13 protein-coding genes are annotated in these 13895 nt (G+C 44.5%); 10 read left to right on the forward strand and 3 right to left on the reverse strand.

Translation table 11 applies throughout. From position 1 onward, the window contains the following. Nucleotides 1-186 precede the first annotated feature (186 nt). Nucleotides 187-1068, reverse strand: a complete 882-nt coding sequence (locus RXX31_RS03175) for an AraC family transcriptional regulator (protein WP_317587657.1) — start codon at nt 1066-1068, stop codon at nt 187-189. Between the two features lie 206 nt (nt 1069-1274). Here RXX31_RS03175 and RXX31_RS03180 point away from each other — a divergent pair, with 206 nt between their 5' ends. From RXX31_RS03180 to RXX31_RS03205, 6 genes are all read left to right on the forward strand, one after another. Next, nucleotides 1275-2423: an iron-containing alcohol dehydrogenase gene (locus tag RXX31_RS03180; protein WP_317587658.1), complete on the forward strand. Its 1149-nt coding sequence runs from the start codon at nt 1275-1277 to the stop codon at nt 2421-2423. 292 nt (nt 2424-2715) lie between these two features. Then, nucleotides 2716-3375, forward strand: coding sequence for a lysoplasmalogenase (locus tag RXX31_RS03185; protein ID WP_317587659.1), 660 nt, complete (start codon nt 2716-2718; stop codon nt 3373-3375). Nucleotides 3376-3520: 145 nt separating this feature from the next. Further along, a complete protein-coding gene (locus RXX31_RS03190; RefSeq protein WP_317587660.1) occupies nt 3521-4255 on the forward strand; it encodes an amino acid ABC transporter ATP-binding protein in 735 nt (244 codons plus the stop codon). Next, nucleotides 4255-5052, forward strand: a complete 798-nt coding sequence (locus RXX31_RS03195; RefSeq protein WP_317587661.1) for an amino acid ABC transporter permease — start codon at nt 4255-4257, stop codon at nt 5050-5052. The genes RXX31_RS03190 and RXX31_RS03195 overlap by 1 nt, the downstream gene beginning before the upstream one ends. Nucleotides 5053-5061: 9 nt before the next feature. Next, nucleotides 5062-5880 (forward strand): transporter substrate-binding domain-containing protein, encoded by an 819-nt coding sequence (locus RXX31_RS03200; RefSeq protein ID WP_317587662.1) that lies wholly within the window; start codon nt 5062-5064, stop codon nt 5878-5880. Between the two features lie 80 nt (nt 5881-5960). Beyond that, entirely contained in the window at nt 5961-6881 is a 921-nt protein-coding gene (locus RXX31_RS03205) for an amino acid ABC transporter permease (protein ID WP_317587663.1), read from the forward strand. Between the two features lie 77 nt (nt 6882-6958). On the opposite strand, the gene RXX31_RS03210 is transcribed toward RXX31_RS03205, so the two are convergent. After that, nucleotides 6959-7459, reverse strand: coding sequence for an RNA-binding S4 domain-containing protein (locus tag RXX31_RS03210; RefSeq protein ID WP_317587664.1), 501 nt, complete (start codon nt 7457-7459; stop codon nt 6959-6961). 170 nt (nt 7460-7629) lie between these two features. Here RXX31_RS03210 and RXX31_RS03215 point away from each other — a divergent pair, with 170 nt between their 5' ends. Next, nucleotides 7630-8583, forward strand: a complete 954-nt coding sequence (locus tag RXX31_RS03215) for an endonuclease/exonuclease/phosphatase family protein (RefSeq protein WP_317587665.1) — start codon at nt 7630-7632, stop codon at nt 8581-8583. 17 nt (nt 8584-8600) lie between these two features. Here RXX31_RS03215 and cra read toward each other — a convergent pair whose 3' ends face one another. Beyond that, complete coding sequence (cra, locus tag RXX31_RS03220; RefSeq protein ID WP_317587666.1) at nt 8601-9581, reverse strand: catabolite repressor/activator; 981 nt, start codon at nt 9579-9581, stop codon at nt 8601-8603. Between the two features lie 375 nt (nt 9582-9956). Here cra and fruB point away from each other — a divergent pair, with 375 nt between their 5' ends. From fruB to fruA, 3 genes are read left to right on the forward strand one after another with little or no spacing between them, the layout of a single operon-like run. Further along, nucleotides 9957-11090 (forward strand): fused PTS fructose transporter subunit IIA/HPr protein, encoded by a 1134-nt coding sequence (gene fruB, locus RXX31_RS03225; protein ID WP_317587667.1) that lies wholly within the window; start codon nt 9957-9959, stop codon nt 11088-11090. Between the two features lie 9 nt (nt 11091-11099). Next, nucleotides 11100-12074 carry a 1-phosphofructokinase gene (gene pfkB / locus RXX31_RS03230; protein ID WP_317587668.1) on the forward strand — a complete coding sequence of 325 codons (975 nt, stop codon included), beginning with the start codon at nt 11100-11102 and terminating at the stop codon, nt 12072-12074. A gap of 19 nt (nt 12075-12093) precedes the next feature. Continuing rightward, nucleotides 12094-13833 (forward strand): PTS fructose transporter subunit IIBC, encoded by a 1740-nt coding sequence (fruA, locus tag RXX31_RS03235; protein ID WP_317587669.1) that lies wholly within the window; start codon nt 12094-12096, stop codon nt 13831-13833. The last annotated feature ends 62 nt before the right edge of the window (nt 13834-13895 follow it).

Genomic DNA, 13895 nt, shown 5'->3' on the forward strand with positions numbered 1-13895 from the left:
TACAGTTTTTAAAAATCACCGCTTGTAGTGATCATTTTTCAGTGTCATTTCTCAACAATTCACTACTATTTTGCAAATTTGTATCAGTCATTTGGCAGCAATCGCTAATTTTTTAGCTCAAATAAATAAGTCCGTCGCAAATTAATAAAAAGAGCGAAAAAAGATACGATTTTTGACTCAAGATCACTAAGCTTTTGTTGCCCTTGGCGTTTCGTTAAAGTGGCGTTTGTACTCACGACTAAACTGTGACGGGCTACTGTAACCAACCAGCCGAGCAGCATCATTCACCCTCCGTCCTTCTAACTGAATTAAATCTCGAGCTTTATTCAAGCGCACTTTTTTGATGTATTGCAGAGGAGATTCGAGCGTTACACTACGAAATGCCTGATGAAATGCAGAAATACTCATGTTGGCTTCTTTCGCCAGTGTCTGTACGTTGAGTTGCTCATCATATGCCTGATGGACACGGGTTAACGCTTTTGCCACCCTTGCATAAGAGCCCTCCTGATGAGCGAGCTCAAATAACACATACCCTTCCTTACTGACTAAGGTTCGATACACGATTTCCTCTAGTAGCAGTTCGCCAAGCATTACAACATCAAGATCACTGCAAAGTGCTGTCATCAGCCTTTTACACGCATCCAACATACTCGCGTTCATGGTGACAGATTTCAGCCCACACAGAGAAGCATCAGAGCAGGTATTACTGAAATTTTGCGTTTCCAGTTTTTTTACAAGTTTATTCAGTAACGCTGGTGCGATGTCAATCGAGATCCCCAATAAAGGCTCTCCGTTAGACGCAAACGCTTCGCACTCTAATGGCATTGGTACACCAACGACTAGATAATCATCAGGACCGTACCGCACTGGATTAGGGCCAATATGAATGTTTTTATGTCCTTGCCCTAATACAAGGATCCCAGATTGATAAACAAAGGGCTTCCGGTTATTTCCCTTACTATTGCGATAAAAACACACGCCTTCTATCGCGGTTTGTTTAAACCCTTCCAAATCATGTAAGTCGTGCAGTTCAACATACTGCTTCATAACTTCTGCTAGTGAACTCATTTTAAGCCTCTACAAGTAACGGCTGACTTCTATGTATAAAGTGAACATGCACACTGTACACCCATCAAAACAATACGTTCTATAGATTTACAATTAATTTTGTAGAAATAGGCAATTTATTTCGATAAATGAGCCTACTACACTCATCCACCCAGTACTAATATGCACGTATTCAATCTCCTCAACAAAGAACAAAGAGGCCTGTAATGAACTTTTCTTATGTCAATCCAACCAAAATTTACTTTGGTCAGAACCAAATCGCTTCAATTAAACAAGCCATCCCTGAAGACCAAAAAGTACTGATTATTTACGGTGGTGGTTCTATCAAGAAGAATGGGGTTTATGATCAAGTAGCGGATGCGTTACAAGGCCATGAGTGGTTGGAATTCTCTGGCGTAGAGCCAAACCCGACCAAAGAAACGTTAGACAAAGCCGTAGAGATTGTGAAAGCACAAAACGTCGACTTTATTCTTGCCGTGGGTGGTGGCTCTGTCATTGACGGTTCGAAGTACGTGGCAGCAGCGTCTAAATATGATGGTGACGGTTGGGATATCCTAATTGGTCAACACCAGGCAGAAGAAGCCGTGCCGTTAGCCTCGATTTTGACTCTACCGGCAACAGGCTCAGAGTCTAATAAAGGTGCGGTAATCACCCGAGCAGAAACTCAGGAAAAACTGTCATTCGGGGCCGCTTCCGTGCAGCCAAAATTTGCCGTACTCGACCCAGACGTTATGAAAACACTGCCAGAACGCCAGTTAATCAACGGTATTGTGGATGCTTGGGTACACGTTTGTGAACAGTACTTAACGTTACCAACAGGTGCAATGGTACAAGACGGGTACGCTGAGACCTTACTAAAAACGCTAAAAACACTTGGTGAACAATTTGCCGAGCGCGATGATGACAAATGGCGTGCAAACCTGATGTGGTCCGCAAACCAAGCACTTAACGGCTTAATCGGTAGTGGTGTACCTCATGACTGGGCGACACATATGATCGGTCACGAATTAACCGCTATCTGGGGAGTTGACCACGCGCGATCACTTGCGATCATTCAACCATCTCTGCTTCGCAATCAAATGAAGTTCAAGCGAGCGAAGCTGGAACAAATGGGCCGAAATATATTTGCTTTAGAAGCGAGTGATGATCTTGCGGAACGCACTGTTCAGTTGATTGAAGATTTTTATCACCAACTCGGTGTTGAAACCAAACTTGAAAATTACAGTGATGATCGCCAACAGGCAATTGATACGGTCATCGAGCAATTAGAAAAGCACGGTATGACTGTCCTTGGTGAAAACCAAGCCATTGACCTTGCTACTAGCCGCGAAATTCTTGATCTAGCCATCGCGTAAGAGCGTTTTTCAGACCGACTGATATAACATTACGGTATTGTGCATATAAAGTCACAATACCGTTTTTTATGCTACGCTTTAAAAATATGAGTTTTATATCTAGGCTTTTAGGGCTAAATGTAACGTTAATAAAAGCAATGCCCCCTAACAGCTCGAAAATACTAAAAATAATTGAATTTTATAGCGGCAGCTTAGCGTAAATAAAAAATGAAGGAGTTAGTATCCGACTTGGATAACTTGCTCAGATCGATAGCACCAGGCTGCTTATTTTGTCTATTCAAGAGAACAATCTATGTGGCTAGTCGTTGTCGTATTGGCGTCCTTGCATATTATGAGTATTCGTAACGGTCCGAAGTGGCTGTTTTACGCATCCAAACCGCTTCCGCTTCTCTTAATGATTGGCATCTTGCTCACATCAGAAGCCACCCATCTACCCTACACCCAATGGATTTTATTAGGTCTGTCGCTCTCCCTGTTTGGCGACATTTTGCTCATGTCACACAGAAACAAGTCACTGCTAGGATTCAGTGCATTTGTCTTAGCCCATTTATCCTACTGTTTCAGTTTTGCACTCATCTCCGCTTGGCATATCACACCCTGGCTACCCATCGCCATCTTTGGTTTAGGTGGTTGTATTTATATGTTTTTCAGACCGAGTCTGGGAAAGCAGAAACTACCGGTAGCAATCTATATACTGGTTCTGATGGCGATGAGTTGGATGGCGCTGGAATACTATTTAAGTGGTCAGACTCAATCCTCATCCTTTGCTATATTGGGATGTTTACTCTTCGTTATTTCCGGTATGGTATTGGCGTTCGGACGTTTTGACGGTCAATCCATTTTTTCTCGTCAGGTAGTCATGGTGACTTACTACTCAGCGCAAACTCTTATTACTATGTCGGTAATAGCGATAGTAATTCGTACGCCCTACCTCACCGTTATTAATGCGTAATGGATCAGGTGACTTACGTTTTTTATCCGTCATTTATAGGGGATATTTATTATCCTATTCTGGATCGAATATGTGTCCGCACTAACTGAAATCTAACTCACTCGTTGCTATGTTTGAATCATCGTTACCCTAAAAAGCGTGAATTTTGAAAGACAGCACTCCCGTCGTTGAATTTAGCAACGTAAACAAGTGGTATGGTGATTACCACGCGCTCAAAGACATCAACTTTTCTGTCCACTCAGGTGAAATTGTTGTGGTCTGTGGTCCATCAGGCTCGGGAAAATCAACGCTTATCCGCTGTATTAATGATTTGGAATCGATACAAGAGGGACAACTTTACGTTTTTGGGCAACCTGCAAACGGGAAAGGACTTCAGCCGGGTAAAATCGGCATGGTGTTTCAGCACTTTCACCTTTTCCCTCACCTGACGGTACTCAATAACCTGATGATCGCGCCGATACGAACATTAAAACTGTCAAAAAAGGAAGCTGAAAAACGAGCGCGCCACTATCTCAAACGAGTCGATATTGAAGAACAAGCTGATAAATACCCAATTCAATTATCCGGTGGCCAACAACAGCGGGTCGCAATCGCCCGCTCCCTCTGTATGGAGCCAGACCTGCTATTATTTGATGAGCCAACCTCAGCACTAGACCCCGAAATGATCAACGAGGTGCTGGATGTGATGGTAGAACTTGCGCAAACCGGCATGACCATGATTTGTGTGACTCACGAAATGGGGTTCGCGAAAAAAGTCGCAAATCGAGTCGTGTTTATGGATGAAGGAGAAATCGTGGAAATCAACTCTCCAGCAGCCCTATTCAATGAGCCTCAACATCCTAGAACACGTACGTTTTTAAACCAGATTTTAAGTTATTGATGATAAGACGAGTATTTAAACCTGCGTTACAGGCTCTACTGCAAATGGCAATTCTGTTTGTTGCTGTTGTCTGGGTGCTCGACTCCGGCGCGCAAGCCATGGGTTATCAATGGCAATGGGATCGCGTAACGGATTACATCGCGTTTTATGAAGACGGTGAATGGTGGTCTGCTGAACTGATAAGCGGTTTAATCGTCACGCTGAAAATCTCAGCCATCAGTCTGTTTTTCACTTTAGTCTTTGGTTTAGTCACGGCACTGCTCAGGTTAAGCGATTCAAAAATCGGTAATGCCATTGGCGGCGCTTACGTTGAGCTGATTCGTAATACACCATTATTAGTGCAGATTTATTTACTTTACTTCGTGTTTGGTCCGGTCATCGGGCTCGACCGTTTCAGCACCGCAGTGTTGGCGTTATCACTGTTTCAAGGTGCTTACACTGCAGAGATTTTCCGTGCGGGGTTAAACAGTATTCCTAAAGGTCAGTTTGAAGCAGCAAAGACGCTCGGTCTCTCGTCATTCTATAGTTATAAAGACATCATATTACCTCAGGTATTGCAGCGTACATTGCCGCCGTTAACCAACGAAGTGGTGTCACTAATAAAGAACTCTTCCATTGTCAGCGTGATGGCGATCTTCGACCTGACTACCGAAGCGAGAAATATTGTCTCAGAAACGGCGATGCCGTTTGAAATTTGGTTTACCGTGGCAGCGATTTACCTTGCTCTCACACTCTCATTGTCCGGCTTATCAGCGTTGCTGGAGCACAAGTTAGGAGCCAGTTGGCGCAAATTATAAGGAGATAACATGACGTTATTCAAAGCGACCATCACTGCGATATTGGGGCTTGCTCTCACATTACCGTCGTTAGCAAGTGAAGAATCCACCACGCCAAATTTAGATCAAATAAAGGAAAGAGGTACGCTGCGTGTTGGCATGTCCACGTTTGTACCCTGGGCAATGCGAAACAAACAAGGAGAACTCATCGGCTTTGAAATTGACGTAGCCAAACGACTGGCTGCCGATTCGGACTTGAAGATTGAATTTGTGCCTACCGCCTGGGACGGCATCATCCCTGCACTTCTTGCTAAGAAGTTTGATGTCATCATTGGTGGTATGTCTATCACACCTGAGCGTGCAAAAAGCGTGTTATTCACCGAACCGTACTCTCACTCAGGCGTACAGGTAGCCGCAAATAAAGCGCTTGCATCGGGCTTTACTGAGTTTTCTGACTTTGACTCTCGCCGAGTTAATATTGCGGTACGTCGCGGCGCATTTACCGTTCAAATTGCCCGAGAAACATTCCCTAAAGCGAAGCTATTGCAGTTTGATGATGATGCACAGGCATTTCAGGAAGTATTAAATGGTAATGCTCACGCTGTCATTGCTTCAAGTCCTAAACCTGAGCATGAGACAGTGAAGCACAGTGACAAGCTATTCCTGCCATTTTCCGAACGTCTTTCAAAAGGTAATGAAGCGTTTGCAGTGCGCTTAGGAGAAGAAGATAAGAAGGCCTTCTTTAATAAGTGGATTGAAGCCCGAACTCAAGATGGCTGGTTGGAAGAGCGTTATGAATACTGGTTTTCTACCTTAGACTGGCAGGATCAAGTCGCTCAAGGTCAATAACCTTGCTCAACGGATAGAACGAGGTTCACATATTAAATGAGCCTCGGTTCCTTATTCATGAATGATTGGAGGCAGCAAATTTGAGCGGACAAACCAGCACACGACTCGCACCAAGTAGAGCAAGGCCAGATTCATCACGGGCACGTTTTACTCTGCTCGACGCAGTATTGGTGGTTGTCTGTGCAATGGTTGGTGTCTGGCTATACTACCGCTCAACCGTTGGCATTAATTACATTTGGCACTGGTCCGAAGCATTAACCTTGCTATTTACTCCCAGAGCTGACGGTAGCCTTCCTTACTTCTTCCAGGGTTTGATCTCTACACTCAGGTTAAGCATTTGGGGGCTCACCTTTGCACTAGTGTTGGGTACACTACTGGGGTTAGCTCGTTTCTCAAAGTCCATTTGGCTGCGGACACCCGCGAATGCGTTTATCCAATTAGTGAGAAATATTCCACCTCTGGTGTTCGTATTTATCTTCTACTTTTTTATTTCTAATCAATTGATCCCACTGCTGGGGTTAGAGTCACTATTGCGAAATTATCAAGGTGAGCCTAACTCTCTCCAAGACTTTTTATTTGGTCCTGCTCAGCTATGGGAGAACCTCGCTTCTGGCGTACTCTGCGTTGGTTTACTATCATCGGCATACATTGCAGAAGTGATCCGGGCTGGCTTGCAAAGTATTGATCAGGGCCAGTGGGAAGCGGCAGATTCGTTGGGGCTGTCAGCTTGGGTAAAATACCGATTTATCATCGCCCCACAAGTACTTAAAGCTATTACCCCAGCTCTCGCCGGACAAACCATATCTTTGGTTAAAGATACCTCTATCGTCTCTCTGATCTCTATTCAAGAGATGACGTTTGTCGGAACAGAGATGGCGAACTCATCAGGATATATTTTTGAGATCTGGTTATGCGTAGGATTCACCTACTTCATCGTCTGCTTTGGTCTTTCGCTATTTTTTCGCTATGTCGAGAAAAGATCAAAGTCTTATTCTTATTGAATGACCACTAACGAAAAAGCGCCGAACTTAATGTCGGCGCTTTTCTTATCTTTATGACTAGGCTCTAAGAGACCAAATCAGAAAAAGTCGATAGAGTTACGTCCGCTTTTTGGATCGCGAGTCGGCTTGGGTTTGTTTTCTGCCGCATTGTTTTTATTGCTCTTTGACTTACTCGCTTTATTTCCTTTGCTCGACTTATTCGCTGTTTTTTGCTGTTTAGTCGAAGGTTGAGGTTTATGCTGCTTTTGCGCGGCTTTCTGTTTAGGTTCTTTTGCTTCTGGCTCAGTAACCGGCGCATCGCAGACAACAACGTAGTATTCTTGATTGAACTCGAAAAAATCGCCATCGTACATTTTGCGGCGCTTTCTCGTTTCAAGCTCACCGTTGACTGCGACATAACCTTCATCAATGATGTGCTTGGCTTCACCGCCACCACTTACCAAGTTTGCGATTTTGAAAAGTTTGTACAATTCGATTGGGTGAGCATCAACCTCGATGCCTATCGCTTCGATTTCTATCTCTTCACCTTCAAACTCTTCGTTATCTAAATAAGCTTCTTGGTCGTAATCTTGGGTCATGTCATTTACTCATTTATGCTGTTGTTCGGGAGTTTAAACAGATTGAGCAGAAATAGAAACCTCGCCGCAATTATTAACGTATTCTTTCTGTTAACTTAGGGGGATTACCCTGCAACTGACCCACGCTTAGGTATATACTCTGCATTAAATCTATAAAGTGAGAACGTATTTTGTCCAGACCCAGCCAGATAACTTTTGTTACGGCGAATCTATTTAATTTTATTGCTCCACCTGATGCCTATTACGACTTTGAGAACATTTACTCACGTGAACACTGGCAGGGAAAGCTTGCCTGGACGCAAAATCAAATAGAAAAACTCGAACCAGACATCATTGGCTTGCAAGAAGTGTTTAGTATCGAAGAAACGAAATCCTTCTTTAAAAACATTGGATACCCCTATTTCGCCACTGTCGATACACCCAATGTAGAAGATGAGTACATATACACCCACCCAGTGGTCGCTATTGCTTCTCGATTTCCGATAGAAAAGGTCCAAGCTGTAACATTCGATCGCAGCTCACTTAACCCATTTGGACTCGATACTGCACCAGAATTTAGCCGCAAACCCATTTATGCGCAGATTGTTCATCCCACTCTTGGTCATATCGCCGTTTATGTTGCGCATTTGAAATCACAGCGTCCCGCGGATGCTAATAACTCTGAAGATGTAAGCCATGTCATTGCTCGCTGGTTGTCGACACAACAACGGGGATGGGAAGCAGTCATGCTCCGGGACTCGATGCAAAATCAATATAAAGACACACCGATACCAACCATTTTAATGGGGGATATGAATCAACCTATCACAAACAGCGGTGTAAACAGTGCGTTAACCGCCGCCTTTGGTGACAGCGTCACTGAATTGCAACTCAAAGATGGTTGGGATTTACAAGTATCACCAACACTAAGCGACCGTCCTGCGACGCACTATCATTTCTCAAAAGGCAATGTGCTCGATTATATACTGCTATCACAGGAGTTTGATGCTCACTCCGATATCTCTGTCGCCGAAGTCGTTGACTACCAAGTGTTAGATCAACACCTCATCAACCCATCTTATGAGAGAGACAAGTTCGCCAGCGACCATGCATTTGTTGCACTGACGATCGAAGTTAAATTGTAGTTTAAGTGAACCAATGGTTACTGGCGCTTCACTATTTTACGAGGAATTAGCTCTACTCCAGGCTTGTAACGTTTTGCCGATGCATTCAACGCTAATTCCATCGCACTGTCTGCGATCACCTCAAATTGCTGTGGCAAAGAGTTAATTTTGACCTGGAGAAAATCCAATAGACGGTTATCACCAAACGTGGCTAAACGAATTTTGCGCATCAACTCCGGGTGCTCCAGCATCATGTCTAAAACACCTTCAAGTAACGTGTAAGATGTAGTGACAATAGCATCCGGAAGATGCTCGTCAGTTAGCCATTGAGCAAGGACCTTTTTTCCTTCTTCGCGAGAGAACTGTTGGCCATAACCAACCTGAACTTTTTTGTTGCCTTTCTGACAGGCAGAGCGAAAGCCTAATTCACGTTCTTTAGATATCTGTAAATCAGGCAATGCACCGATCAATCCAACAGAGTTTATCTCTTCTGAGAGTACTGATTCGGTCAGTTCCAGGGCAGCGTCAAAATCCTCACTAAGCACGCAGCAAAAATGCTCGTCATCCATTGGACGGTCGAGTGCAATAACAGGTGTGCCTGAGTTTTGCAGTTTGAGATAAAACTCATTGGCATTGGGCATACCGCTCGCGACAAACAATGCATCAATACGACGGCTGATCAACGCTTCAGCAACCTTTTGCTCCGTTTCCGGATCATCATCAGAACAGCCGATTAAAATTTGGTACCCCGCTTTACGCGAGTTTTGTTCGATCAGTTTAGCTAAACGTGCGTAACTGGTGTTTTCTAAATCTGGAATAATCAGGCCAAAAGAACGTGAGTTACCTGCTCGTAATGCAGATGCCGCGTGATCGGGCTTGTAGTTGTGTTCATTGACAACCGCCATGACTCTTTTTTGCGTTTTCTCACTGATTCGATACTTCTGCGCTTTCCCGTTGATCACATAGCTTGCAGTGGTCTTTGAAACCCCTGCTAATTTAGCTATTTCATCCAGTGTCATATTATTCACCTTATTCTGTGCGCATGATCATATTAATACATCAATGATCTCAAGATAAGTTGAATTATATGCTGAACCGATTCAGTATAAAAGCTGAAAGGATTCAGCAAAAACCTAAAAATTGACATAAATCACCAAAACACGGCAATTATCAGCCACATGGTCTAGGATTATAAGAACGAAAATTAACGATTGATTTAAATAGTTTTGCTGAAGTTCTTAAAAAATTTAACGCACAGCTGAATCGTTTCAGCCAAACATAAAAATAAATAAATCAGACAAAATGTTGGGCGCTAACGCCATCACCTTTAAGACGACGTAAAGCAGCACAACCGGAACGTATTTTAAATTGACAACTTAATGCTGGAGAGCACCATGCTTAAGCTAAGTAAGAACGACATTACCCTATCACAATCTGCTACAGATAAGTTTGAAGCAATCAAAAGCATTGCCCAGAGCCTGACTGAAAAAGGTTTGGTCGAGCAAGGTTATGTAGAAGGCATGCTGAATCGTGAAAACCAAAACTCAACCTTTTTGGGTAATGGTATTGCGATACCTCACGGAACGACTGACACTCGCTCAATGGTAAAAACAACGGGTGTTGCAGTGCATCACTTCCCTGAAGGCGTTGAATGGGGCGATGGCAATAAAGTATTTGTTGCGATTGGTATCGCTGCTAAGTCTGATGAACACCTGGGCATCCTTAAACAGCTAACTAAAGTTCTGGGTGCTGACGGTGTGGAAGAGCGCCTTCGTGACGCTAAGAATGAAGATGATATCATCGCCCTACTTCATGGTGATGTTCAGCTAGAAGCTGACTTCGATGCTTCACTTATTCAACTAAACTTTCCTGCAAGCGACATGGTTCAAATGAGCGCAGTTGCTGGTGGCCTACTTAAAAATACCGGATGCGCCGACAAAGAGTTTGTTGCGGATCTCGTGACTAAAGCACCAACTAACCTTGGCAATGGTCTGTGGCTGGTAGGTAGTAACAAGCAAGTGTCTCGCACTGGTGTTTCTTTCGTTTCTACCGCCAACGACTGTAACTATGAAGGTCAACCGGTACGCGCATTGGTTGCTTTTGCTGCTTGTAACAATGCTCACCAATCGATCTTAAACACACTGTCAAGCATGGTTTTCAACAAAGAACACGGCAAACTTCTTGATGCATCTGCAGAACAAGTTCTTGCTTTGTTCAAAGGTGAAGAAATGGCTCCAGCCGCTTCCGAAGATGGAAACACAGCAGTGTTCAAAATCAAAAACTCGCATGGTCTGCACGCTCGTCCAGGTGCAATGCTGGTTGCTGAAGCGAAAAAATTCGAATCAAAAATTCAGGTGTCTAACTTGGATGGCGACGGCAAAACAGTAAACGCGAAAAGCCTAATGAAAGTTATCGCCCTAGGTGTGAAACACGGCCACCAACTTCAGTTCTCTGCTGAAGGTCCGGATGCGGCTCAAGCACTTGAATCAATCGGTAACGCAATCGCATCTGGTCTTGGTGAAGGTTAAGGAGCGGTTATGACTAGCACGAAAACAAACAAAGTCGTCACTATCACGCTAAACCCAGCCCTCGATCTTACTGGCTCGGTGGAAGCGTTAAAAGTTGGCTCAGTTAGCCTGGTAAAACAAAGCAACCTTCATGCTGCAGGTAAAGGCGTTAACGTGGCGAAAGTGCTGAGTGATTTAGGTGCTGACGTGACCGTAACGGGGTTCTTGGGTAAAGATAACCCAGAGCTTTTTCATCAGTTATTTGAAGAGATTGATGTTAAAGACGAGTTCGTTGAAGTAAATGGCTCAACCCGTATTAACGTAAAACTTGTTGAATCAAGCGGCGAAGTCAGCGACATCAACTTTCCTGGCGTTCAGGTTACGGCTGAAGATATTTCTCGCTTTGAAGAGACGCTTTTCCGTCTGGCAGAAACACACGACTACTTTGTTCTCGCGGGCAGCCTACCAGGTGGCGTAACGCCAGAACTATGCGCTGCCTGGATTGAAAAGTTACATCAACTTGGCAAAAAAGTTCTGTTTGATAGCAGTAAAGCCGCCTTAAGTGCGGGTATCGATGCCCACCCTTGGCTTATCAAACCAAATGATGAAGAACTCAGTGACTTCGTTGGTGAGCATCTGGAAACACCAGAACAATGCCAACAAGCAGCGCAAACATTGAGCGATAAAGGCATTGAAAACATCGTGGTTTCTATGGGAGCCGATGGTGTGATGTGGCTAAACCAAGGTGAATGGCTACGCGCACAACCACCTAGAATGAACGTGGTTAGCACGGTAGGTGCCGGTGACACACTAGTTGCAGGTTTGTGCTGGGGCCACATGCAAGTCATGCCAAAAGACGATTTATTACGCTTCGCCACTGCACTTTCTGCTTTAGCAGTCAGTCAGGTCGGCGTTGGACTTACCAGTCAGGAAGAACTGGAGAACATTAAGCTGCAAACTCAAGTGAGCGAGCTTAACTCTAATACAAACTTAGACAATAACTAAGGAACAGAAGGTTATCAGTATGAATATTGCCATTATTACAGCCTGTCCAAGTGGTGTTGCAAACAGCATCCTGGCAGCAGGACTACTCGATCAAGCGGTAACTAAACTAGGTTGGAATGCGAAAATTGAATGTCAATCGAGCATCATTGAACCTAACTTGCTAACAGACGCTGACATTGAACAAGCTGAAGCGATCGTTATTGCTACTAATACTCCAGTTGATACCTCTCGTTTCGTGGGCAAGAAAGTCTATCAATCAGATATCAGCGCTGTAGCAAAAGATGCCGAGGCATTTCTGAAAACCGCTGTAGAGAATGCTGCTTTACTTGAGCAAGCAACCGTAACTTCAGCACCTTCAGAAGCTGCTTCTAGCTCTGCCGTTAAGAAAATTGTCGCAATTACAGCGTGTCCTACGGGCGTAGCACATACCTTTATGGCAGCGGAAGCGCTGGATGAAGAAGGTAAACGTCGTGGTCACCAAATCAAAGTGGAAACTCGCGGCTCTGTAGGTGCAAAAAACCAACTGACTGATCAAGAAATTGCAGATGCGGATCTGGTTATCATTGCTGCAGATATCGAAGTTCCGCTTGACCGCTTTAACGGTAAGAAAATGTACCGTACTAAGACTGGTCCAGCGCTTAAGAAAACAGCGGAAGAAATGGATAAAGCCTTTGAGCAGGCTACCGTTTACCAACACTCTGGCGCTGCATCAAGTGAAGGTGCAACAGAAGAGAAGAAAGGTGTGTACAAACACCTGATGACGGGTGTATCACACATGCTTCCAGTGGTGGTTGCTGGTGGTTTGATCATCGCCCTATCCTTCGTATTCGGTATCGAAGCGTTTAAAGAAGAAGGTACTATGGCAGCGGCACTGATGAATATCGGTGGTGGCTCAGCCTTCGCGCTTATGATTCCTGTTCTTGCTGGTTACATTGCCTTCTCAATTGCTGACCGTCCGGGCCTTGCTCCGGGTTTGGTTGGCGGTATGCTGGCAAGCTCTATTGGTTCTGGTTTCTTGGGTGGTATTGCTGCTGGTTTCATTGCGGGTTACACGGCGAAGTTCTTGGCTGACAAAGTATCATTGCCACAATCGATGGAAGCACTCAAACCGATTCTGATCATTCCTTTCGTTGCTACCCTGTTTACTGGTTTAGTGATGGTCTACATCGTTGGTGGTCCGGTTGCAGGCATCATGAATGGTCTGACTGAATTCCTAAACACCATGGGTTCAGACCGTGCAGTAATGCTGGGTATTATCCTTGGCGCAATGATGTGTTTCGACTTGGGTGGTCCGGTAAACAAAGCCGCTTACGCTTTCGGTGTCGGTCTTCTGGCATCTGAAACTTATGCACCAATGGCGGCAATCATGGCAGCAGGTATGGTACCGGCACTGGGTATGGGTCTGGCGACATTCCTTGCGAAGAAGAAATTTGAAGAAAGTGAGCGCGAAGCAGGTAAAGCATCATTTGTACTTGGCTTATGCTTCATCTCTGAAGGTGCAATCCCGTTCGCAGCTAAAGACCCAATGCGCGTTATCCCAGCTTGTATGGCAGGTGGTGCGTTAACAGGTGCACTTTCTATGCTGTTTGGTGCAAAATTGATGGCACCACACGGTGGTCTGTTCGTACTACTTATCCCTAACGCAATCACGCCAGTACTAATGTACTTGGTAGCAATTGCAGCAGGTACAGCAGTAACAGGCTTCACCTACGCATTCCTAAAAAATAAAGCAGAAGCAAAGCAAGAAGTGACTGCTTAATACAATTTAGATAAAAGCCCCCCTTGGCATCTTAAGCCTCCCTCATATTCCGGTTGAGGGAG

The sequence above is a fragment of the Vibrio sp. EA2 genome (assembly GCF_033042495.1).
Classification (GTDB): Bacteria; Pseudomonadota; Gammaproteobacteria; order Enterobacterales; family Vibrionaceae; genus Vibrio.